Below are 18,968 nucleotides of genomic sequence, written 5' to 3'. Positions count from 1 at the left end.
GCTCACGCCTCCGTCGGTGGCACGGGGGTGGGCAGGAGACCGGAGCGGGCGCGCTCCAGGACGTGGTCGCGGAAGAGCTCGGCGGCCGGCAGCAGCCGGCGCCCCGGCGCCCACGACAGGCCGACGTCCCGGGTGGCGCCGTGGTCGGTGAGCCCGAGGACGTGCAGGCCGCGCACCGGAGTGGCCACCGAGCCGCCCCACAGGGTCGGGGCGACCGCCACCCCCAGGTCGGCGGCGACATACCCCCGCAGCGTGGGCAGGTCGGCGGCGACGAAGGAGACCTCGGGCGCGAAGCCGGCCTCGGCGCACAGCTGGGCGGTATGCCTGCGCAGGACCGAGGACGGCGTCATGACGACGAAGGGGTCCTCGGCGACCTCGGACAGCGCGGTCCGGGACCGACCGGCGAGCCGGTGCCCCGGCCCGACGAGCAGCCGCATCGGCTCGGCGACGAGGGCGCGCCACCGCGGCTGGTCCTCGCCGCGGTGCGGGCGCAGCGTGGACAGCTCGAGATCGACGCCGCTGCGCGGCCCGACCGCCGGCATCGTCTCGTCCTCCTTGGTGCGCAGGTCCAGCCTGACCCCGGGGTGCCGGGCGCGGAAGCTCGTGACCAGGTCCGGGACCAGCCAGGTGCCCAGCGAGGGCTGGAAGGCCACGGTCACCGTGCCGGTCTCCGGGTCGAGCAGCTGCTGCACCGCGGCGACGCCGTCGTCCAGCTCGTGCAGCACGGCGTCCACGTGCCGCTTGAAGACCGTGCCCGCGTGGGTCATCCGCAGCACGCGCCCCTCCCGGCGCAGCAGCGGGGTGCCGATCTCGCGCTCCAGCCGGGCCAGGGCCCGGGAGACGGCCGGCTGGGACACCTGCTCGAGGTCGCTGACCTCGGTCACCGTCACCCCGTCGGCGACGAGCTGGAACCAGCGCAGGGTGTCGACCTCCATACCTATGACGCTAGCGCATGGTTGCTGTGCTCGGCAGACATTGGACGTATGGGTCAGCGAGGAGGACCGTAGGGTGCATGGCCAAGTTCCTGCTCTCGCTCATGACCGGTCGCTTCCCCTACGACGTCCGTTCCCTCCCCGCCACCCGCAGCGCCGCCGTCGTGGCGTGGCCCACCGCCACGCACCGCGCCACCCGCTGACCCCTCAGGACCCCCAGCAGGTCCGCACCCCGAACTCCACCCGGCGGGACTCGACCCCCTCCACCGGGGCGTCGCTCACGAGCAGCGTCCCGGTGTCGAGGTAGCCGGTCGGCTCCTGCCCCTCCCGCACCGCGCGGGCGATCGCCCGCACCCCCTCCCGCGCCATGTTCTGCGGGTACTGCATCGCCGTCGCGTCGATGAGGCCAGGACGCACGCCCTCGCGCATGGCGGCGCACCCGCCGTCGACCGACACCAGGACGATCTCGTCGAGGTCGGCCCCCGCGTCCTCCAGCGCGGCCAAGGCGCCCAGGGCCGCCGGCTCGTTGACCGTGTAGACGACGTTCAGGTCAGGGTCGTCCTCCAGGAGCTGCGTCATGAGCACCGCGGCGGTGTCACGATCTCCCTGGGTGTCCACCACCTGCCCGAAGGTCGAGTCGGTCACCTCGACCTGCTCCGCGAAGGCCTCCACGAAGCCGTCGTGGCGCTCCTGTGCCGACACCACCGTCGGCGACATGTCGAGCATCACCACGCGCGGCTCGAGCCCCAGCTGCTCGACCTGCGCCGCGGCATACCGCCCGATGAGCTCGCCGGCGCGCTCGTTGTCGGTGGCGAAGGTGGCCTGCACCAGCTCCGGGGGGTCGGTCGGCGTGTCGACGGCGATGACGCGCACCCCCGCCTCCTGCGCCCGCGAGATGGCGGCGTCGAGCGCCGTCGCGTCGGTCGGGGCGATGAGGATCCCGTCGACGCCCTGCGCGACCATGTCGTCGAGGGCCGCCTCCTGGGAGGCGACGTCGGTGTCGCTGGTGCCGGTCGCGGTGAGCAGCTCGACGTCGAGGTCGTCGGCGGTCTCCTGCGCGACCTCGCGCATCTCGACCCAGTAGGGGTTCTCCTCCTGCTTGGTGATGAGGCCGACCGTGACCTCCTCCTCCTGACCACCGGGGGAGCACCCGGCCAGGACGGCCAGGACGGCCAGGAGCAGGGTGCCCGCGACACCGGTCACCCAGGGGTGTGCGCCCCGCCGCGCCCTCATGACCGCGCCTCCGCCTCGTGGGTGGCCGGGGTGCCCGGTCCGGGTCGGTCGGTGCGCAGGTCGAAGAGCGCGTAGGCGGCGACGACGAGCAGGCACACGCCCGGGACGGCATACCCCAGCGCCGAGCTGGAGACGTCCATGACCGCCGCGTGCACCATGGGGATGAGCGCCCCGCCGAGGATGGCCATGACCAGCCCGGCCGAGCCGAACTTGGCGTCCGGGCCCAGGCCCTGCAGCGCCATGCCGTAGATCGTGGGGAACATGAGCGACAGCCCCGCCGAGATCATGACGACGGCGACCAGCCCGACGATGTTGAGGACGAACATCGAGGTCAGGCAGCAGGCCGCGCCGAACAGCGCCATGATGAGCAGCAGCCTCGCGGGACGGAAGATCCCGAGCAGCCAGGTCATGACGAAGCGGGAGACGAGGAAGATGACGAGGCTCGCCTGCAGCCACCACCCGGCCGCCTCCTGGCTGAGGCCGACGACGTCCTGGGCGTAGAGGATCGTGAAGGTCCACGTGCAGGTCTGCGCCGCGACGTTGAAGAACTGCGCGACCACGCCGAAGCGGTAGTGGCGGTTCGACCACAGCCGGGCGAAGGTGCCGCCACCCCCCTCGGTGAGGTCCACCGCCTCCGGCTCGGTCGGCAGGTGCATCTTCCGGAACGCGATGAGCAGCCAGATGAGGACGAGGACGCTCGCGATGAAGACGTAGGGGCGCAGGACCTGGAAGAGGTCGGCCTCCTGGGCGGCGAGGAGCTCGCCCTCGCTCATGATCGTCTTGCTCTCCTCGGGCGTGAGGTTGGGCAGGATGAGCACCGCGCCCATGAGCACGCCGAGGTTGGCCCCGACCGGGTTGAAGGACTGGGCCAGGTTGAGCCGTTGGGTGGCGCTCGCCTCGTCGCCCATCGCGATGACGAAGGGGTTGGCCGAGGTCTCCAGGATCGACAGGCCGGCCGCCAGCACGAAGAGCGCCAGCAGGAACATGTTGTAGGCGAGCATCTGGCTGGCCGGGATGAAGAGGAAGCCGCCGACCGCCGCGAGGCCGAGCCCCACGAGGACGCCCGCCTTGAAGCCGAAGCGGGAGTTGATGACGGCCGCCGGGATCGCGAGGAGGAAGTAGGCCCCGTAGTAGGCGAACTGCACCAGCGAGGACTGCAGGTTCGACATGTCGAAGATGCCGCGGAAGACGCCGACGAGGATGTCGGTGAGGTTGGCCGCCATGCCCCAGGCGGCGAAGCACAGGATGAGCAGCGCGAAGGGCACCCGGAGGTGGCGGGCCACCAGCGGGGCGTCCTGCTGGTCGACCTCGGACTGGACCGTCGCCATGCGCCCCTCCTCTTGCCGCAACGTCGGTGTCGCGTCCTGGCCAGGGTATGCCGTGGGGACCCGGGTGGCCACCCCCCCGTCGGGAGGCGGGCCGGAATACCTCGGCGGGTGGCGTTGCTATAGTTGATACATCAACAACCCAGGAGGGTGAGCCAAGGTGCAGTTCGGGATCTTCAGCGTCGGCGACATCACGCCGGACCCCACGACCGGTCGCGTGCCGACGGACGGCGAGCGGATCGCCGCGATGACGGCCTACGCGCTCAAGGCGGAGGAGGTCGGGCTGGACGTCTTCGCCACGGGGCAGCACCACAACCCGCCGTTCATCTCCTCGGCGCCCACGACCCACCTCGCCTACATCGCCGCCCAGACGGAGCGGCTGAAGCTGTCCACGGCGACGACCCTCATCACCACCACCGACCCGGTGCGCATCGCGGAGGACTACGCCTTCCTGCAGCACCTCTCCGGCGGTCGGGTCGACCTCATGATGGGCCGCGGCAACACCGGCCCGGTCTACCCGTGGTTCGGCAAGGACATCCGCCAGGGCGTGCCGCTGGCCATCGAGAACTACCACCTGCTGCGCCGGCTCTGGCGCGAGGAGGTCGTCGACTGGCAGGGGAAGTTCCGCACCCCGCTGCAGGGCTTCACCGCCACGCCGCGCCCGCTGGACGGCACCCCGCCGTTCGTCTGGCACGGCTCGATCCGGTCCACCGAGATCGCCGAGCAGGCGGCGTACTACGGCGACGGCTTCTTCCACAACAACATCTTCTGGAACATCGAGCACACCGCCCAGATGGTCGGCCTCTACCGTCGCCGCTTCGAGCACTACGGCCACGGGTCGGCCGACCAGGCCGTCGTGGGCCTCGGCGGGCAGGCCTTCATCGCCGGCAGCGAGGCCGAGGCCAAGCGGACCTTCCGCCCCTACTTCGACGTGGCCCCGGTCTACGGCCACGGCCCGAGCCTGGAGGAGTTCAGCCGGATGACCCCGCTGACGGTGGGCACGCCGGAGATGGTCATCGAGCGCACCCTCGGTTTCGCCGACGCGGTCGGTGACTACCAGCGTCAGCTCTTCCTCATCGACCACGCCGGTCTGCCGCAGGACGTCGTCCTGGAGCAGATCGAGATCCTGGGCCGTGACGTCGTGCCGGTGCTGCGCCGCGAGTTCGAGGCGCGCCGTCCCGCGCACGTCCCGAGCGACCCGCCCACCCACGCCTCGATGGTGGCGCAGGGCCCCGACGCCCCGCACCACCTCGTGGCCCCGGCCCGGGGCGCCGCCGTCGGCGCCCCCGCCTGACCCGCCGCACGGCATACCGAAGGGAGCACGCCATGACCCGCCGCATCGTCGTCCTCACCGCCGGGCTGTCCCAGCCCAGCTCCACCCGGCTGCTGGCCGACCGGCTCGCCGACGCCGTCGTCACCCAGGTGAGCGCGCGGGGCGAGGCCGCGACCGTCGAGGTGGTCGAGCTGCGGGAGCTGGCCCACGACCTGGCCACCACCATGACCACCGGTGGCATGCCGACGCCGGCCGTCGCGGCGGCGCGCGAGCTCGTCTCCGGGGCCGACGCCCTCATCGCGGTCACCCCCGTCTTCGCCGCGAGCTACTCCGGGCTGTTCAAGATGTTCGTCGACGTGCTCGACCCGGAGGCGGTCGCCGGGACGCCCGTGCTGGTCGCCGCGACGGCCGGCACGGCCCGGCACCAGCTCGTGCTCGACCACGCGCTGCGCCCGTTGTTCGCCTACCTGCGTGCCGCGGTGGTGCCGACCGGCGTCTTCGCGGCGACCGACGACTTCGGTGGTGCCGGGGCGAGCGAGCTCGGCGAGCGGATCACCCGCGCGGCCGGCGAGCTGGCCGCCGCCGTCGTCGCGGCGGGAGTCGTCGGGCTGGGCTCGGACGCTGCCCCCGGCCGCGCCGGGACGCGGGTCGACCAGGACGTCACGGACTTCGAGGACCTGCTCGCCGGCCTGGGTCAGTAGCCCCCCAGCGACGCGCGGCAGACTGGACGCATGAGCGAGCGGCGCGGTGGAGGATGCACGAGCATCCTCAGCGTCCTGCTCGTCATCGGGTTGGTCATCAGCATGGTGGTCTACCTCTCGCCCGGGCTCGACCTCGGCGACGTCCGTCGGACGGTCTACACCGAGCGCTCGGCCGGGGTCGCCGGGTCGGGCGGCGAGGGCTACACCTTCATGCAGGTCAGCGATGGTGGCCGACCGGTGACCTGGGGGTGCGCCGCCCGGATCGAGGTGGAGGTCAACCCGCAGGGGGCTCCCGAGGGGTATGCCGAGCTCGTCGCCTCCGCGGTCCAGCGGGTCAACGAGGCGAGCGGCTTCACCTTCGTGGTGACCGAGGAGACCGAGGACCGGGAGTTCCAGGGCCGCCAGCGCGGGCCGATCCTCCTCGGCTGGGCCGACGAGGAGGAGGTGTCCGAGCTCGCGGGGCCGACGGCGGGCCTGGGGGGCGCGTCCTACGTCGTGGGTCCGGGTGGTGACGCCCGGTCGGTCGGCGGCATGGTCGTCCTCGACACCGACATGCCGGGAGGATGGCTGGGCGGGCTGGACGAGGAGACCGTCCTCGTCCACGAGCTGGTGCACGTGCTCGGGCTCGGGCACTCCGACGACGCGGGGGCGCTCATGGCCGCCGAGAACTCCGGGCAGGACGAGTTCACCGACGCCGACCTGGCCGGCCTGGCCGCGCTCGAGGAGGCCGCCTGCGGGTGAGCCGGGCCTCGGTCCGGGCCCCCGGGTCGTCCGTGGGGGGTCGACGGGGCGCGCGACGTCCCCTCAGGCGGTCAGCTCGGCGAGCTGCTGGAGCCCCTCCTGCTCGAAGGCCTCGTCGCCGACCTGGTGCGCCCACACCGCGGTGCCCACCGCCTCGGCGAGCAGGAGGTCGGGCCACCAGCCCGGGCGCGGGTCCGCTCCGTAGCCCTCGAGGAACGCGGCCTCCAGGCGAGGGTCGGCCCGCCACTGGCGGGGCTCCATCCGGGCCAGGTCGGTGGCGGGGGGCCGCCACTGCGCCCGGCCGAAGTCGATGACCGACACCGTGCCGTCCTCCACCACCCAGTTGCGGGGGTGGAAGTCCCCGTGGGTGGGGGTGAGCGTGACCGGGCCGACCGGCCAGCTCGCGAGCCGTCGCTCGACGCGGTCGACGTGGGCCCGGGGGATGCGGTGCGGGCGGGCGAGCCAGCGGGCGGTGCGGACCCGCTGCTGCTCCAGCCAGTCCTCGTCGGTGCGGGAGGACTGCCCGTGCAGCCGGCTGAGCAGCTCCCCGGCCTGGTGGTAGCTCGCGGGGTCGTGCTCGGCAGGCGTGCCCTGCACCAGGCGGCCGGGCAGCCACGTCGCCACGAGCAGGTGGGCGTCGAGGTCGGCCCGGACGAGCGTCGGTGCGCGGTCGGGCAGGAGCGGGGCGGTGAGCTCGCGGTGGGCGACGACCTCCCGCCCGAGGTGGTGGTCGTCGGGGGAGCTGGCCTTCACGGTCAGGTCCCGACCGAGGTGGCGCACCTGGAGCACGGTGGTGCTGACGAGCCCCCACGAGTGGTCGCCGAGCACCGTGTGCCCGGGCAGCCAGGTGTCGAGCAGGGCCTGCTGGGTGGTCGTCAGCGGCATCGGACCAGCCTAGGCCGACCTCCGTGCCGGACACGCAGAAGCCGCCCCTCGGGAGTGGTCCCGGGGGCGGCTTCGGAAGGCGTGAGGTCAGCCGCGGATGTGCTCGATCGGGCGCCAGGAGCGACCGATCTCGAGGATCACGTGGGTGCTGCTGCGGAGAGCCTGGGACAGAGCGGTCATGATGGCCACCTTTCTTCGTGTCGGGGTCTGACAGGTTCTACTCTGACAGGATTCGTGCTTTAGCACAAACGGACATTGCTTACCGATACCCATCAGTTCTGCTTCATGGTGGGCGAAGGGCTGGCGGGTGTCCCGCCGGCCGCGTCGGACCCCTCGGCGCCCGGCGGTCGTCACCGGCCGCATGCCTCCTGACATGCGAGAAGCCGCCCCTGGGGGGACTCCCCGGAGGCGGCTTCGGACGGCGTCAGGTCAGCCGCGGATGTGCTCGATCGGGCGCCAGGAGCGACCGATCTCGAGGATCACGTGCGTGCTGCTGCGGAAAGCCTTGGACAGAGCGGTCATGATGGCCACCTTTCTTCGTGCCGGGGACTGACAGGTACTACTCTGACACCCTTCTTTCTTTAGCACAAACGAACATTACTTATGGGTATGTGTAAGATGTGCTGCATGTTCTCCCCCGAGCACCTGGTGAGTCTCAAGGCCGTCGTCGAGGAGGGCACGGTGCTGGCCGCGGCCGACCGTCTGGGCCTCACCGCCTCGGCGGTCAGCCAGCAGCTGACCCGCCTCCAGAAGGAGGCCGGGCAACCCGTCCTCGTGCGGCGCGGCCGCAACGTCGTCCCCACCGACGCGGCGGAGGTGCTGGTCCGGCTGGCCGCGCAGGTGGAGCAGCTGGACGAGGCCGCGCGAGCCGAGCTGGAGCACCTGACGAGCGACGTGTCGGGCCCCCTCGTGCTCTCCTCGTTCCCCACCGGCATCGTCGGGCTGCTGGCGCCGACCGTGCCCACCCTGCGCGAGCTCTACCCGCTGCTGCGCCTGACCGTGCGCGAGCTCACCCCGGAGGGGTCGCTGCGGGCGCTGCGGCGCGGCGAGGTCGACCTGGCCGTGGTCCACGACTGGACGGACTACCACAAGGCCCTGCCGGAGGGTCTGGTCTCCGACGTCCTCGGCAACGACGTCGTCGACCTCATCGCCCGGCACGACCACGACCTGCGGATCGGGCGCAACGGCATCGTCGACCTGCGTGACTGCGGGGGACGGGACTGGGTCGACGACTCACCGGGGGTCTTCAGCGACTGGCTGCTCACCGCCCTGCGCGAGCGGCACCTCGACTACCGGATCGCCGCGACCGCCGACACCCATCCCAGCAAGATCGCCCTCGTCGAGGCAGGGTTCGGCATCGGTCTCATGCCGCGTCTGGGCCGGCCCGAACTGCCCGAGGCGGTCGTCGCCCTGCCGGTCAAGGACCCACCCACCCGCCGCGTGATGCTGGTCCACCGCGACTCCAGCGAACGACGGCCGGCGGTGGCCTCGGTGGCCGCCCAGATCCGTCAGGCCTGGGGCTCCGGGGGCGCGTGAGCACCGCACCGGCCCTGCGCGCCCGGCCACGGGCGAGCCGCGTGGCCGGGTCGGGGCCGGTCGGTGGCCGGGGTCAGGACTCGCGCGGCTCCATGCCGGTCGCGGACTGGAGGCGGTCGATGTGCTCGGAGGCCTGTGCCTTGGTCAGGCCCTCGGCCGGGATCTGCTCACCGGCGGCGCCGGCGAGGCGGTCGAGGTAGGACTTCTGGGCCTCGGTGGCGGGGTCGTCACCGGTGGTCCAGTCCTGCGGGTCGCGCTCCAGCTGGTCGTCCGGGGACTGCGGGCTGGGGGCGCCCAGCACCTCGGCGTCGCCGTCCGCACCGGTGTCGGGCGGGGTCTGGTCGTCGATGGGGTTCGTCATGGGACCGACTCTAGGGCGGGGGTCCGACAGAGGCGCGGCCAAGACTCCTGCTGACAGGCATACCCGCCCCGGTGTAGGGATGGAGGTATGACGCCGACGTCGACCGACCAGCCCACCCGCTCACCCCACCCGACCTACCTCGCCGCGCGTGACCGGCTCCTCGAGCTCTACGGCGACCCGGGCCGGGCGCGGGAGGAGTTCCGCTACCCGGACGTGGGGGAGCGCTTCAACTGGGCGGTGGACTGGTTCGACGCGATCGCGCGCGGCAACGACGCGCCCGCGCTCGTCGTCGTCCAGGAGGACGGCAGCGACCAGACGCTCACCTTCGACGAGGTCGCCACCCGCTCCGACCAGGTCGCGGCGCTGCTGGCCCACCAGGGCATCGGCCGCGGCGACAGCGTCATGGTCATGCTGGGCAACCAGGTCGAGCTGTGGGACACCATGCTCGGGGTGATGAAGCTGGGGGCCGTCCTCATGCCGACCACGACCGCGGCCGGCCCGTCCGACCTGCGCGACCGGCTGGAGCGTGGCGGCGCCCGCGCCGTGGTCGTCGACGCCGCCGACACGGACCGGTTCGACGACGTGCCCGGCGACTACGCCCGCCTGTCCGTGGGGGAGGCGGCCGGCTGGACCGACCTGCGCACGGCATACAGCGAGCACGTCAGCCACGCCGAGCACCCGGGCACCGGCCCCGACGACCGTCTCCTGCTCTACTTCACCTCCGGCACCACCAACCGGCCCAAGCTCGTCGAGCACACCCAGGTGAGCTACCCGGTCGGCCACCTCTCGACGACCTACTGGCTGGGCCTGCGGCCCGGCGACGTGCACCTCAACATCTCCAGCCCCGGCTGGGCCAAGCACGCGTGGAGCTGCTTCTTCGCCCCGTGGATCGCCGAGGCGACGATCCTCGTCCACGCCTACCGACGGTTCGACCCCGACACCCTCCTCGACGTCGTGCGACGCCACCGGGTCACCAGCCTCTGCGCCCCGCCGACGGTCTGGCGCATGCTCATCAACGCCGACCTCTCCGGTGGCCCCGGCGCCCTGCGCGAGGTCATCGGCGCAGGTGAGCCGCTCAACCCCGAGGTCATCACCCAGGTGCAGCGGCAGTGGGGGCTGACCCTGCGCGACGGCTACGGCCAGACCGAGACCACCGCGCAGATCGGCAACTGCCCGGGGGACCGGGTCAAGCCCGGCTCGATGGGGATGCCGCTGCCCGGCATCCCCTCCGTGCTCGTCGACCCGCAGACCGGTCGGCTGGTCGAGGGCCCGGGCGAGGGCGAGATCTGCCTCGACCTGTCCGCCTCGCCGGTCGCGCTGATGACCGGCTACCAGGGTGATGACGAGCGGAACGCCGAGGCCATGACCGGCGGGTTCTACCACACCGGGGACGTCGCGGAGCGGGACGGCGCCGGCATGATCACCTACGTCGGACGCACCGACGACGTCTTCAAGGCCAGCGACTACAAGATCAGCCCGTTCGAGCTGGAGTCGGTGCTCATCGAGCACCCGGCGGTCGCCGAGGCGGCCGTGGTGCCCGCGCCCGACGAGGTGCGCCTGTCGGTGCCCAAGGCCTACGTCACCCTGGTCGCCGGCCACGAGCCCACCGCCGAGACCGCGCGCTCGATCCTGGCCCACGCCCGGGAGCACCTGCAGCCCTGGCAGCGGGTCCGCCGGCTGGAGTTCTCCGAGCTGCCCAAGACGATCAGCGGCAAGATCCGTCGGGTCGAGCTGCGGGCCCGGGAGGAGGAGCTGGCCTCCGGCGCGGGCGGGGACGAGGCTGCCGGCACCGCGGCCGCCACGGCGGGCGGAGCCGCCGGTGCCCCGACCGAGTGGCGCGACAGCGACTTCCCCGACCTGCGGGGGTGAGGCCCCGGGGCGGGCACGGTCGCGGATGACAGGCCTGTCGGCCGGGCCACCTATCGTGATCCCGTGAGCACGATCGTCCTCCTGCACGCCCATCCCGACGACGAGGCCAGCGGCACCGCGGGCACGACGCGGCTGGCCGTCGACGCCGGCCACCGGGTGGTCATCGTCTTCGCCACCCACGGCGACCACGGCACCCAGCCGCCCGACCTGCGCGAGGGCGAGACCGTCGTCGACCGGCGGCGCGCCGAGGCGCAGGCCGCCGGGCAGGTGCTCGGGACGGACCGCATCGCCTGGCTGGGCTACGCCGACTCGGGCATGACCGGGTGGGAGCAGAACGCGCACGAGCGGTCCTTCCACTCCGCCGACACCGACGAGGCGGCGCGCCGGCTGGCGGCGATCCTCGACGAGGAGGGCGCCGACGTCCTCGTCGGCTACGACTGGCACGGCGGCTACGGCCACCCCGACCACGTCAAGGTGCACGCGGTCGCGCACCGGGCGGCCGAGCTGGCCGCCCGCCGCCCGCGGCTGCTGGAGAACACCATGAACCGTGACCACGTCCGCCGGATGGTCGAGGCGGCGAGGCAGGCCGGCACGATCGGCGAGGACGAGGACTTCGACCCGGACGGCCCGGCCGACGACGGCAACCCCATGGGCACCCCCGAGGCGGAGATCCACTGGCACGTCGACGTGCGCGAGGTCATGGCCACCAAGCGGGCGGCCCTCTCGGCGCACGCCAGCCAGGAGGACGTCGGGTGGATGCTCGGCATGCCCTCCGAGCAGTTCGCGGCGATGTTCGGCGACGAGTGGTTCGTCGAGCCCGCCCGTGCGCCCGGCCTGACCCACGGGCATCCCCTGGCCTGAGCGCCCCCGGTCGTGCGGCATACCCTCGGAGGATGAGCGACCTGCCCCAGCCGATGCCGGAGTCCGACCGAGGGGTGCCGGAGGGCGCCGACCTGGGGCTCTCGCGCGGGACCGACTTCCTGCAGCTCGACGAGCTGCTCACCGGGCAGGAGCGCGAGCTGCGCGACGGGGTGCGCCGCTGGTGCGACGAGGCGGTCGTGCCGGCCGCGCAGGAGTGGTGGGAGGCCGCGCGCTACCCCGCCGAGATGGTGCCGGGGTATGCCGCGACCCGGGTGGCCGGTGCGTCGATCCAGGGATACGGCTGCGCCGGGGTGTCCGCTCTCGCCGACGGCATGATGTGCGCCGAGCTGGCCCGGGGTGACGGCTCCATCGCGACCTTCAACGCGGTCCACTCCGGGTTGGCGATGACCTCCGTCCACCTCCTGGGCAGCGAGGAGCAGCGGCAGCGCTGGCTGCCGGGGATGGCCCGGGTGGAGACGGTCGGCGCCGTCGCCCTCACCGAGCCCACGCACGGCTCGGACGTCGTGAGCATGGAGACGCGGGCGCGGCGGGACGGCGACCAGTGGGTGCTCGACGGGGCCAAGCGGTGGATCGGCAACGGCTCCGTCGCCGACCTCGTGGTGGTCTGGGCGCGGGACGACGACGGCGACGTGGGTGGCTTCGTCGTCGAGTCGCCGCAGCAGCGGGACGGCTGGGACGCGCGGGTCATCGGCGGCAAGATCAGCAACCGTGGGGTGTGGCAGGCCCACATCCGCCTCGACGGGGTGCGGGTCCCGGCCGAGAACCGGCTCGCGGAGGCCCGCACCTTCGCCGACACCAACCGGGTGCTGGCCCGGTCGCGCCAGGCGGTGGCGTGGGAGGCCGTCGGCCACGCGGTCGCGGCCTACGAGGGCGCGCTGACCTACGCCCTGCGCCGGGAGCAGTTCGGCCGTCCGCTGGCCAAGAACCAGCTCATCCAGGACGACCTCGCGCGGATGGTCACCCTCATCACCTCCATGCAGCTCATGTGCACGAGGATGAGCCAGCTCGAGGACCAGGGCCGCTGCACCATCGAGCACGCGGCGATGGCCAAGCTGCACACGACCACCGCGGCCCGTGAGGTGGTCGCGACCGCCCGGGACATGCTCGGCGGCAACGGCATCCTGCTCGACCACCACGTCGCGCGGCACTTCGCCGACCTCGAGGCGACCTACACCTACGAGGGCAGCCGGACCGTCCAGTCCCTCCTGGTCGGTCGCGCGGTGACGGGCACCAGCGCCTTCCGCTGACCCGACCCGGGCGTCGCCGGGGTGAGGTGACGGGTGTCACCGCCACGGCGCCGTCACCAGGGCTAGGGTGACGAGGTATGGCGAACCCCACCACCCCCGGTCCGTCACCCGAGGGACCGTCCGAGGTCCCGCACGACTGGAGACCGGCCATCCCGCAGCCGGGGGAGCGTCCGGTGCCGCGCGAGGAGGTGGGGGACCCGCCCGGCCTGGCGAGGCCCGCGGGCTCCCCGGTCCCGGCCCGGCAGTCGAGCCAGACGATGGGCACGCTCATGGGCGACATCACCCGCACCGGCTCCTGGCAGGTCGCCGAGCGGACGACGCTCCTGATGTTCCTCGGCGACGTCAGGCTGGACCTGCGCGAGGTGCTCCGGCCCGGGGAGACCCTGGAGATCTCGACCTACACCGGGCTGGGCGACGTCAAGCTCGTCGTGCCGGCGGGGACCCGGGTGGAGCTGCAGGGGTTCACCCTCCTGGGGGACCTGCGCCACGACGTCGACCCCGCCGCCGACGGGGTCCCCGAGACGGGGGCGTGCGTGCGGGTCAACGCCACGAGCCTGCTCGGGGACGTGCGTGTCCGGACGATGCCCCCGGACGACGGGTCCAGGCCGCCGCGCGGTTGGCGCTGGACCCAGAAGCGCTGAGCCCCGGAGCGCCGCACCCGCCTTCGCGGCGTCCGTCGCCGTCAGGGGTGGCGCCGGGCGGGGGTCAGCCCAGCGGCACGTGCCGGCGGAACCACTCCAGGCTCGCGGCCCAGGGGCCGCGCCGCTCGGCGAGGTCCTCCAGCAGCGGGGTGAGCTCGGCGGAGAAGCTGATCGAGGACTCCAGCGGCAGCAGCGAGGGCAGGTTGTCGATGGCGATGACGTCGAGCGGGTTCTGCGCCGTGCCCACGTCGCGCACCGGCTCGGCCCACGAGGTGATGGCGGTGTTGACCGGCAGCAGGTTGTTGTCCGAGGTGACGTCGCAGGTCACGTCGCCGATGGTGCGCAGCCGACGCGGCGCGGGGACGTCGGCCGGGGCCACGAACGGCTCCCGCGGGGTGTTGCTCACCACGCAGTTGACGAGGATGTCGTGGTCGAGCAGGGCCGCCTTGTCCAGCTCCACGGTGTCGACGCGGTCCCACCGCGTGACCGCGCACCCGGCCAGCTCGAGCGCCTCGACCGCCCCGCGGCCGGAGCGCCCGCGGGCGCCGATGACCAGCGCCCGCTCGGGCTCGCGGCCCTCGGCGCTGCCGCGCAGTTGGGCGTCCAGGTCCTCCCGCGCCATGGGGGCCACCCCGCCGTCCAGCAGACCACGGTGCCGCAGCACGGAGAGGGCGGCGCCGACATACCCCGCCCAGAAGCCGAAGGCGACGACCCGCCGGCCGTCGAGCGTGAGGTACTCCACGTCCAGCAGCTCGCCGCCGCCGCGCCGGAAGCGGTCCAGCGTGACGTCGGCACCCTCCTGCCCCTTGTAGGCGTGGGCGAAGAACACGTGGGTGTGCGCCAGGTCGGCCGGGTCCTCCGGCAGCTCCTTGATGCCCACGACGACCGCGCCCTCGGGGGCGTCGATCCACGATCCGTAGGGCGCCACCGAGCACCCGGCCTCGACGTAGTCCTCCAGGTCGACGACCCGGCTCGGCGACTCCTCGACCGTCACGACATACCCGTCGGCCACCAGGCGGGCGGCGTCGGCGGGGACGATCGGCACGCGCTGCTCGCCCGGGCGGGCCTCGGCGCGGATCCACAGGTGGGGGCGACTCATACGTCCAGAATATGACGACTCCGACCTTCTCCCTGCGTCAACGTGCGTCGACCAGGACCGGCCGTGCGTTAGGTTGAGCCCGGTCACATCGGCGTGAGAGGGGCTGGACGGATGAGCAGCGAGATCGTGCGGGAGCAGGGCGAGTACGACTACGAGCCGAGCGACCGCGAGCCACCCCGGCCGGCCGGTCGGACGTGGGCGTTCCGGCTCGGGGGCATCGGTCTGGCCGCGCTGGTCTACCTGCTGCTCGGGGGGGCGGAGATGTCCGGGGACGCCCGCTTCGTGGCGGCGATCGCGGTGCTCATGGCCGTCTGGTGGATGACCGAGGCGATCCCGCTGGCGGCGACCTCGCTGCTGCCGATCGTGCTCATCCCGCCGCTCACCGGCCTCGGGGTCGCGGACGCGACGGCTCCCTACGCCAACTCCATCGTCTTCCTCTTCCTCGGTGGCTTCCTCATCGCCATCGCCATGCAGAAGTGGAACCTGCACCGGCGCATCGCGCTCCTGACGCTGCGCCGGGTCGGCACCCACCCGCGGCGGATCATCCTCGGGATGATGATCTCGACGGCCTTCCTGTCGATGTGGGTCTCCAACACCGCGACCACCCTGATGATGCTGCCCATCGGCATCTCGGTGCTCGCCCTCGTCGTGGAGAACAGCCGCCAGGCGGCCTCCTCCTCGGCGGACATGGCCGACGGTGACGTGGCCGATGAGGTGCGTGCGGGCCGCGCGGTGAGCGACGTCGTCAACGACCCGGACGTCCGGCTCTTCGGGGTCGCGCTCGTGCTCTCCATCGCCTGGTCCGCCTCCATCGGCGGGTTGGGCACGCTGCTCGGCAGCCCGCCCAACGCCATCGTCGCCGGCTACCTCGCCGACGAGCTCGACCAGGAGGTCGGCTTCCTCGCCTGGATGCTGCTGGGCGTGCCGATCGTCGTGGTCTTCATCGCCCTCGCCTGGCTGCTCATCACCCGCCTCATGTTCCGCTTCAAGCTGGAGGAGATCCCCGGCGGGCGCGAGCTCATCGACCACGAGATCGACCAGCTCGGGCCGATGAGCCAGGGCGAGAAGGTCGTGCTCACCGTCTTCTGCGGTGCGGCCTTCCTGTGGATCGTCCCCGGTCTGCTGGTCAACATCCCCGCCCTGGCGGAGTCCGCCGCCTGGCTGGGCGAGCTCGACGACACCGCCATCGCCATCGGCGCCGGGCTGGTCCTCTTCCTCGTCCCCGGTGACCGCGAGGGCCGGATGACGCTGGAGTGGGACGACGCGGAGGAGGGCCTGCCCTGGGGCGTGCTGCTGCTCTTCGGCGGTGGCCTCAGCCTGGCCGCCGCGGTGGCCGGCACCGGGCTCGACGAGTGGTTCGGCACCCAGGTGACCGGGCTCGGGGCGCTGCCGATCGTGCTGCTGCTCGCCGCCGTCGTGACCATCGTGCTGTTCCTCACCGAGGTGACCAGCAACACCGCCACGGCCGCGACCTTCATCCCGGTGCTCGGCGGGGTCGCCGTCGGCATCGGCGTGGACCCGATGACGTTGCTCATCCCGGCCGCGCTGGCCGCGACCTGCGCCTTCATGCTCCCGGTCGGCACGCCGCCCAACGCGATCGTCTTCGGCACGGGGGCGGTGAAGATCCAGGAGATGGCGCGTGGTGGAATCGTCCTCAACGTCGTCGGCGTGGTCCTCATCACCCTCTTCACGGTGCTGATCGGACCCTTCGCCCTGGGGCTGGTGCTCTAGGAGGGAGCCGGCGGGCGGCATACCGCACGACGGCAGAGAGGGGGCGACGCGCCCGCGTGGTCAGGCCAGCAGCCCCTCGTCGCGGTCGCTCCGCCCTGGTCATGGTGCTCGCCTCGGCGATCACCACGCTGGGCGCCATCCCTCCCTTCCTCCTGGGTGCCCAGGCCGTCCGGATCCGCGAGGACCTCGGGCTGGGGCTGGGCGCCTTCGGGGTGGCCGTCAGCGTCTTCTTCGCGACCGCGGCGGTGGCCACGCTGTCGACCTCCGGGGTCGTGGACCGGCTGGGCCGGGGTCGGCTGCTGCTCGCCGCCGGCGTGCTCGTGGCCGGCGGCGGGGTGGCCATGACGGTGCTGGCCCGCGGCTGGTGGACGCTCATGCTCGTCATGGTCGTCCTCGGCCTGGGCAACGCGGCCTCGCAGGCGACCGCCAACCTGCTCATGGCGCGCACGCTGCCGCCGGGGCGGCGGGGGCTGGGCTTCGGGGTGAAGCAGTCGGCGGTGCCGCTCGCGATCATGCTCGGCGGGCTGGCGGTGCCGACGACCGGGGCGCTGTGGGGGTGGCGCTCCACCTTCCTCATCACCGCCGTCCTGGGGACGGTGGTCGTGGGCGGGGCCGTGGCCGTGCTCGTCCGGGAGCGCCGGCGGGGGCGGCGCGGGGCCGGCGCCCCGGTGTCCCTGCCGGAGCTGCTCGAGTCGCCACCGACGCTCCCGCTCGTGCTCGCGGCGCTGGCCATCACCTTCGCCAGCGCGGCCGCCAACTTCGTCGGGGCGTTCGCCGCCTCGTGGGGCTTCGAGGTGGGGCTCAGCCCTTCCCAGACCGGGGTGCTCATGGCCCTGGGGTCGGGGGGCTCGATCGCGGTCCGGGTCTTCTCCGGGTGGCGGGCGGACCACCGCCACGGGGCCAACCTGCCGGTCGTCGCCACCCAGATGGGGGTCGGGGCGCTGGCCTGCGCCGGGCTGGTGGTGGCCGAGCCCTGGGCGGTGTGGGTCTTCGGTCTGCTGGCCTTCAGCATCGGGTGGTCCTGGCCCGGTCTGCTGCTGTATGCCGTGGCGCGCCTGGGTCGGGACAACCCGGCGCAGGCCTCGGGCGCGGTCCAGGCGGGCGCCTTCGCGGGCGGTGCGCTGGGGCCGGCGCTGCTCGGTGGCCTCTCGCAGGCGGCGGGCTTCCCGCTGACCTGGGCGGTGGCGGCTGCCTGCTTCGCCGTCGCCGGCCTGCTCGTCCTGCTGGCCCGCAGCCGTTTCACCGCCGACCTGCTCACCCGGCCCCCGCGCGAGCCCTTCCGCTACGCCCGCAGCAAGGTGACGCCGCCGCGCGAGGCGTGAGGGACGGCATACCTGGAGGCGGCCGGGACCGACGTGCGGCAGGATGTGCCCATGTTCGAGCCGATGGCGCGGCGCCGTCGGGCGCGGGGGATGGAGCGGCGCCTGGCCGAGCTCGACCGGTGGGACGAGATCTACGGCCTGGGCGTCATCCCGTCCTCCCCGCCCCCGCGTCGACGGCGACGACGCCATGGTGGGGGCTGGCTGGTCGTGCTGGTCGGGGTCGCCGCCGCCGTGGCCTTCCCCGCGCAGTCCTCGGCGCTGCTCGGCCGGGTGGGCGACCTGGTGACCGGAGGCGGTGCCGACGAGCCCGTGGCGTGGGCCGACGAGGTCGGTGCCGTGGTGCAGGAGGCCACCCCGCTGGGTGGCGGGCCGCTCGGGGGGCTGGGCGAGGAGGGCTCGCGGCTGCTCCCCGAGGTGACGGTGTCGCAGACCGGTGAGCACGCCTTCCTCTACACCCAGACCGCGTCCGAGGACCCGGTCGGCTTCTCGCCCTGCCGGTCGGTGGAGGTCGCCGTCAACCCGGACGGCGCGCCCCGGGGCTACGAGGAGGTCGTGGAGGGGTCCCTGGCCCGCGTCTCCGCCGCCACCGGGCTGCTGCTCGAGCTCGTGGGGGAGAGCGAGGACACCTTCGACCAGCCGCGGTCCCCCCGCGACCCGGTGCTCATCACCTGGTCGACCGCGGCCCAGGTGCCGGCGCTCACCGGGCGCACGGCCGGCCTCGGTGGCCCCGTCGTCGTGACCGAGGGGGTCTCGGGCCGCAAGTCCCTCGTCAGCGGCGCGGTCGTCCTGGACCGGGAGGATCTCGGCGGCGCGACGGAGACCGCGCTGGTGCTCGACCACGAGCTGGGCCACGTCCTGGGCCTGGACCACGTGGACGACCCGGGCGAGCTCATGGCGGCGGTCAACATCGGCCAGACCGGCTTCGGGGCGGGTGACCTGGAGGGGCTGGCCAGGCTGGGGGCGATCGACTGCGGCTGAGCGGGCCCGCGGCCGTCGATCACGCGTCCGGTGCGGCCGGAGCACGCGTCTGGTGTGGTCTGACGGTGCGTCCGGTGCGGCCGGAGCACGCGTCTGGTGTGGCCTGACGGTGCGTCCGGTGCGGCCGGAGCACGAGTCTGGTGTGGTCTGACGGCGCGTCCGGTGCGGCCGGAGCGCGCGTCCGGTGCAGGAAGGGGGGGAGGACGGGTCGG

The 18,968-nt window shown here is 73.2% G+C and carries 18 protein-coding genes; 12 read left to right on the top strand and 6 right to left on the bottom strand.

Annotated elements, in window-relative coordinates; translation table 11 throughout:
* Nucleotides 1–2: 2 nt before the first annotated feature.
* Nucleotides 3–935, bottom strand: coding sequence for a LysR substrate-binding domain-containing protein (locus tag FHD63_RS14775; RefSeq protein ID WP_139722705.1), 933 nt, complete (start codon nt 933–935; stop codon nt 3–5).
* A gap of 77 nt (nt 936–1,012) precedes the next feature.
* Between FHD63_RS14775 and FHD63_RS16940 the strand changes: the two genes are divergently transcribed.
* Nucleotides 1,013–1,135: a hypothetical protein gene (locus FHD63_RS16940; RefSeq protein ID WP_275100598.1), complete on the top strand. Its 123-nt coding sequence runs from the start codon at nt 1,013–1,015 to the stop codon at nt 1,133–1,135.
* Nucleotides 1,136–1,139: 4 nt separating this feature from the next.
* Here FHD63_RS16940 and FHD63_RS14770 read toward each other — a convergent pair whose 3' ends face one another.
* Together FHD63_RS14770 and fucP are read right to left on the bottom strand one after the other, a co-directional pair.
* Nucleotides 1,140–2,165: a substrate-binding domain-containing protein gene (locus tag FHD63_RS14770; RefSeq protein WP_139722704.1), complete on the bottom strand. Its 1,026-nt coding sequence runs from the start codon at nt 2,163–2,165 to the stop codon at nt 1,140–1,142.
* Nucleotides 2,162–3,493 carry an L-fucose:H+ symporter permease gene (fucP, locus tag FHD63_RS14765; protein WP_139722703.1) on the bottom strand — a complete coding sequence of 444 codons (1,332 nt, stop codon included), beginning with the start codon at nt 3,491–3,493 and terminating at the stop codon, nt 2,162–2,164. The genes FHD63_RS14770 and fucP overlap by 4 nt, the downstream gene beginning before the upstream one ends.
* Nucleotides 3,494–3,650: 157 nt before the next feature.
* Here fucP and FHD63_RS14760 point away from each other — a divergent pair, with 157 nt between their 5' ends.
* Genes FHD63_RS14760 through FHD63_RS14750 form a run of 3 tightly spaced genes read left to right on the top strand, consistent with a single transcriptional unit; the run spans nt 3,651 to nt 6,205 of the window.
* Nucleotides 3,651–4,784, top strand: coding sequence for an LLM class flavin-dependent oxidoreductase (locus FHD63_RS14760; protein ID WP_139722702.1), 1,134 nt, complete (start codon nt 3,651–3,653; stop codon nt 4,782–4,784).
* A 32-nt stretch (nt 4,785–4,816) separates the two neighbouring features.
* Complete coding sequence (locus FHD63_RS14755) at nt 4,817–5,464, top strand: CE1759 family FMN reductase (RefSeq protein WP_139722701.1); 648 nt, start codon at nt 4,817–4,819, stop codon at nt 5,462–5,464.
* A 30-nt stretch (nt 5,465–5,494) separates the two neighbouring features.
* Nucleotides 5,495–6,205 carry a matrixin family metalloprotease gene (locus tag FHD63_RS14750; RefSeq protein WP_139722700.1) on the top strand — a complete coding sequence of 237 codons (711 nt, stop codon included), beginning with the start codon at nt 5,495–5,497 and terminating at the stop codon, nt 6,203–6,205.
* Nucleotides 6,206–6,268: 63 nt separating this feature from the next.
* On the opposite strand, the gene FHD63_RS14745 is transcribed toward FHD63_RS14750, so the two are convergent.
* Nucleotides 6,269–7,090 (bottom strand): phosphotransferase enzyme family protein, encoded by an 822-nt coding sequence (locus FHD63_RS14745; RefSeq protein ID WP_139722699.1) that lies wholly within the window; start codon nt 7,088–7,090, stop codon nt 6,269–6,271.
* Nucleotides 7,091–7,717: 627 nt separating this feature from the next.
* Here FHD63_RS14745 and FHD63_RS14740 point away from each other — a divergent pair.
* Nucleotides 7,718–8,626 carry a LysR family transcriptional regulator gene (locus tag FHD63_RS14740; RefSeq protein ID WP_158296810.1) on the top strand — a complete coding sequence of 303 codons (909 nt, stop codon included), beginning with the start codon at nt 7,718–7,720 and terminating at the stop codon, nt 8,624–8,626.
* A 73-nt stretch (nt 8,627–8,699) separates the two neighbouring features.
* On the opposite strand, the gene FHD63_RS14735 is transcribed toward FHD63_RS14740, so the two are convergent.
* Complete coding sequence (locus FHD63_RS14735) at nt 8,700–8,987, bottom strand: DUF3072 domain-containing protein (RefSeq protein ID WP_139722697.1); 288 nt, start codon at nt 8,985–8,987, stop codon at nt 8,700–8,702.
* Between the two features lie 87 nt (nt 8,988–9,074).
* On the opposite strand from FHD63_RS14735, the gene FHD63_RS14730 reads away from it, so the two are divergent.
* From FHD63_RS14730 to FHD63_RS14715, 4 genes are all read left to right on the top strand, one after another.
* Nucleotides 9,075–10,856, top strand: coding sequence for an AMP-binding protein (locus FHD63_RS14730; RefSeq protein WP_139722696.1), 1,782 nt, complete (start codon nt 9,075–9,077; stop codon nt 10,854–10,856).
* Between the two features lie 63 nt (nt 10,857–10,919).
* The gene (locus FHD63_RS14725) at nt 10,920–11,717 is read left to right on the top strand and encodes a PIG-L deacetylase family protein (RefSeq protein WP_139722695.1); all 798 of its coding nucleotides are present in this window, start codon (nt 10,920–10,922) and stop codon (nt 11,715–11,717) included.
* Between the two features lie 32 nt (nt 11,718–11,749).
* Complete coding sequence (locus FHD63_RS14720; protein ID WP_238705693.1) at nt 11,750–12,985, top strand: acyl-CoA dehydrogenase family protein; 1,236 nt, start codon at nt 11,750–11,752, stop codon at nt 12,983–12,985.
* 77 nt (nt 12,986–13,062) lie between these two features.
* Complete coding sequence (locus FHD63_RS14715) at nt 13,063–13,626, top strand: LiaF domain-containing protein (protein WP_139722694.1); 564 nt, start codon at nt 13,063–13,065, stop codon at nt 13,624–13,626.
* 64 nt (nt 13,627–13,690) lie between these two features.
* Here the strand turns inward: FHD63_RS14715 and FHD63_RS14710 are convergent, their stop codons facing one another.
* Nucleotides 13,691–14,725 carry a saccharopine dehydrogenase gene (locus tag FHD63_RS14710; RefSeq protein WP_139722693.1) on the bottom strand — a complete coding sequence of 345 codons (1,035 nt, stop codon included), beginning with the start codon at nt 14,723–14,725 and terminating at the stop codon, nt 13,691–13,693.
* A 111-nt stretch (nt 14,726–14,836) separates the two neighbouring features.
* On the opposite strand from FHD63_RS14710, the gene FHD63_RS14705 reads away from it, so the two are divergent.
* The 3 genes from FHD63_RS14705 to FHD63_RS14695 are packed head-to-tail and all read left to right on the top strand — an operon-like array spanning nt 14,837 to nt 18,756.
* The gene (locus FHD63_RS14705) at nt 14,837–16,456 is read left to right on the top strand and encodes an SLC13 family permease (protein ID WP_139722692.1); all 1,620 of its coding nucleotides are present in this window, start codon (nt 14,837–14,839) and stop codon (nt 16,454–16,456) included.
* Nucleotides 16,457–16,512: 56 nt separating this feature from the next.
* Entirely contained in the window at nt 16,513–17,778 is a 1,266-nt protein-coding gene (locus FHD63_RS14700) for an MFS transporter (RefSeq protein WP_139722691.1), read from the top strand.
* Between the two features lie 51 nt (nt 17,779–17,829).
* Entirely contained in the window at nt 17,830–18,756 is a 927-nt protein-coding gene (locus tag FHD63_RS14695; protein WP_139722690.1) for a matrixin family metalloprotease, read from the top strand.
* Nucleotides 18,757–18,968: the final 212 nt, after the last annotated feature.

It is taken from the genome of Serinicoccus chungangensis, assembly GCF_006337125.1.
GTDB classification, from domain to species: domain Bacteria; phylum Actinomycetota; class Actinomycetes; order Actinomycetales; family Dermatophilaceae; genus Ornithinicoccus; species Ornithinicoccus chungangensis.
This window is presented reverse-complemented; position numbering and strand designations above follow the sequence as displayed.

Coding starts and splice junctions, on each gene's coding strand:
- FHD63_RS14720 (WP_238705693.1), top strand. CDS start 11,750: ATGAGCGACCTGCCCCAGCCGATGCCGGAGTCCGACCGAGGGGTGCCG.
- FHD63_RS14740 (WP_158296810.1), top strand. CDS start 7,718: ATGTTCTCCCCCGAGCACCTGGTGAGTCTCAAGGCCGTCGTCGAGGAG.
- FHD63_RS14735 (WP_139722697.1), bottom strand. CDS start 8,987: ATGACGAACCCCATCGACGACCAGACCCCGCCCGACACCGGTGCGGAC.
- FHD63_RS14695 (WP_139722690.1), top strand. CDS start 17,830: ATGTTCGAGCCGATGGCGCGGCGCCGTCGGGCGCGGGGGATGGAGCGG.
- FHD63_RS14775 (WP_139722705.1), bottom strand. CDS start 935: ATGGAGGTCGACACCCTGCGCTGGTTCCAGCTCGTCGCCGACGGGGTG.
- FHD63_RS14710 (WP_139722693.1), bottom strand. CDS start 14,725: ATGAGTCGCCCCCACCTGTGGATCCGCGCCGAGGCCCGCCCGGGCGAG.
- FHD63_RS14745 (WP_139722699.1), bottom strand. CDS start 7,090: ATGCCGCTGACGACCACCCAGCAGGCCCTGCTCGACACCTGGCTGCCC.
- FHD63_RS14770 (WP_139722704.1), bottom strand. CDS start 2,165: ATGAGGGCGCGGCGGGGCGCACACCCCTGGGTGACCGGTGTCGCGGGC.
- FHD63_RS14755 (WP_139722701.1), top strand. CDS start 4,817: ATGACCCGCCGCATCGTCGTCCTCACCGCCGGGCTGTCCCAGCCCAGC.
- FHD63_RS14750 (WP_139722700.1), top strand. CDS start 5,495: ATGAGCGAGCGGCGCGGTGGAGGATGCACGAGCATCCTCAGCGTCCTG.
- FHD63_RS16940 (WP_275100598.1), top strand. CDS start 1,013: ATGGCCAAGTTCCTGCTCTCGCTCATGACCGGTCGCTTCCCCTACGAC.
- FHD63_RS14715 (WP_139722694.1), top strand. CDS start 13,063: ATGGCGAACCCCACCACCCCCGGTCCGTCACCCGAGGGACCGTCCGAG.
- FHD63_RS14705 (WP_139722692.1), top strand. CDS start 14,837: ATGAGCAGCGAGATCGTGCGGGAGCAGGGCGAGTACGACTACGAGCCG.
- fucP (WP_139722703.1), bottom strand. CDS start 3,493: ATGGCGACGGTCCAGTCCGAGGTCGACCAGCAGGACGCCCCGCTGGTG.
- FHD63_RS14730 (WP_139722696.1), top strand. CDS start 9,075: ATGACGCCGACGTCGACCGACCAGCCCACCCGCTCACCCCACCCGACC.